The organism is Proteus vulgaris, from assembly GCF_016239305.1.
Classification (GTDB): Bacteria; Pseudomonadota; Gammaproteobacteria; order Enterobacterales; family Enterobacteriaceae; genus Proteus; species Proteus vulgaris_C.
Window position 1 is genome coordinate 1 of record NZ_JAEHOQ010000052.1, and the last position, 2,465, is coordinate 2,465.

Below are 2,465 nucleotides of genomic sequence, written 5' to 3' on the forward strand. Positions count from 1 at the left end.
TTTTATTTTTGATGAGATTAAGAAAGAAATCCAGTACTTTTATAATAAAAAAGAAGCTTTAGGATTTATAGATTATCAGTTGTCTGATATAGATGAAAATATCGAAATAGAAATAAAGGTATATGGGAAATATGAATACATAAGTTTTTTTCCTACTTTGGATAATTGGAAAATCGAAAAAAAACTATTAGAAAAATTATGGCTATTAAAGCTACAAGAAATGGGGGAACTTCAAGTTTCAGAAATTCATACATTAAAATTAATTGAATCAAGCAAAGAAAAACATATCTATATTGTTAAAAACGAAAAAAAAAGGACAGAGACTGTTTTACATGTTTATGGTGGTGATTTACAGGAAAAAGTCGATACTGCATTGAAATATTATTCTGATGCAGATGACGGTATTGAATCTATCTTTATTAAAGAGGGTAGTGATTGGATAAAAAAGCAGAGAGAACCTCAAAATAAGTATATTTTATTTGATCAAATAAATGATTTTATTGCTCCTTTGAGAAATAAAGTCGCTAGTATAGGGATTATTGCTACTGCTGAATCAAATTATCTATTTAATACGGAAAATTTCATTCAAGGAAATTGTTTTGGATTGAGTTTAAAATATCTTTTAGAAGTAAAAAATAATGGATTAGAAAGTGCTGCAAAATACCTTTTATGGTTAAAAGAGAATGCCTCACTTTATGCTATAGAACTATTTTATAGTGAATTTAATAGCCTTGAAGATCAAATGATTAGTAATGAATTTGAATATAACTTAATGTTATTTACAGAAGAGGTAAAGGAAATATTATTTCTCCAAGAATCTCAAAATGGGTATTTATATATCAATGATCCTAATAAATTATTTAATAATGAATTTAAGCATATACAAGAATATTTAAAGAATTCTGGTTTAACATTTAATGGTATTAATGGGTATAGTTTAATTGATTTTTTTTCTCTTATTGAAGAAAAAACTAAGCTACATAATGATTTTTATACTATTTTAGCAGTAGAAGAGCATGCTATAGCTTTTTCTATAAAAAAATACACAAAAAATGATTATAGAATTTCAATTTTTGATTCTAATGTTGGCCTTAGCGAATTTTATAATATTAATGATTTTAAAATTTATTTTAAAGATATATTGAATAATTATAATTTACAGAAAATAGATAATGAAGAAAAAATAGGTGTTATAGAATGTAAAGAAAATAATAATCCTTTTTATCAAAGCGCATGGGATAAAAGTCAAAATGAAAAGAATAGAGGCCTTGCAGAGAACTTGAAGAAAATAGGGTTATCACTACCTTTTAAAAAAGATGTCATAGGAAAAATCATATATTTTGACCATTATGATTTCCTTATATTAGAAATATCAGATAATGGGCATATTTTTGAATTAAAAGTAAAATGTACTGATTTCAAAGATACCATGCTCTTTATTCAAGATAATATTGAAGAAATAATTAGTGATAAAACAAGTAGCAAAATATTACTCGGTAGAGATGATAAAAATAAAGCATATATAACCGTTGTATCTTCAAATGAAAATATGAAAAAAGAAAGATATATTGGTTATATAGATTTTAAAGATAATTACTTTGAAGTTTTATTAACTATTAATAGAAACTTATCTAAAGGTAAAATTAAAAGTTCACTTGGAGATATTATTTTAAAAATAAAAACTCTTAATAGAAATATTTATTTTGATAAGCTAGTGGCAAGTTTTGAATTATTAAATATAATACCGAAATTTATTTCTAAATATAAAAATGAATCAGTAAGTGAAATATTAGTTAAAGTCATTAATAAAGTTGAAGATAAATTATTTAATAAAGAATTTATTTTTAATAAGAATAAGTTGCTTTCCTTAGCTAAAAAAAATAGTACGGTTGCTGCAAGATTGTATCAAATCATGGTATCGGAAATGAATGTTAATCATCATGGAATTAGTCAATTTATTTATAGTAATATAAAAAATAATCCATTGCTATTTACTTATAGTGAAGATAGTAGGTTGCATCAAGAGTATCACTATCTTATTGAAGAAGATAATAGGTTGTATCAAGAGTATTACTATCTTATTGAAGAAGATGGGATTAAATTTTTCATTGATAATATAAAAGAAGAAATATTAAAGAAAAATTTTATTATATATTCAGATGACCTTATTTATACTAAATTAAATTATTATCAATTACAACAATGTCGTATTAATAAAGATATTGATAATTTATTAAAATATATTGAAATTAAACTTGATAGTAAAAAAACAACCTTGAATAGTGATTATCAAGAACTTTATTTGCAATATTATACACGGAATAATCATAAAAATTATCTTTTACAAAAAGAGATAACAAAATTAGAGGAGATTTTTATTTATGATAACAATAAAGAATATTTACCTATTAATTTTTATATAGAAGAAAAAGATCCAGTAAGGTTAATTAGTCAGTCATTCTCAC

Annotated in this window: 1 protein-coding gene; it reads left to right on the forward strand. The window is 23.1% G+C overall.

Annotated features, from left to right (window positions below):
• On the forward strand, positions 1 to 2,465 hold a 2,465-nt coding region (locus JEP40_RS18885), incomplete at both ends, for a hypothetical protein (protein WP_198624799.1).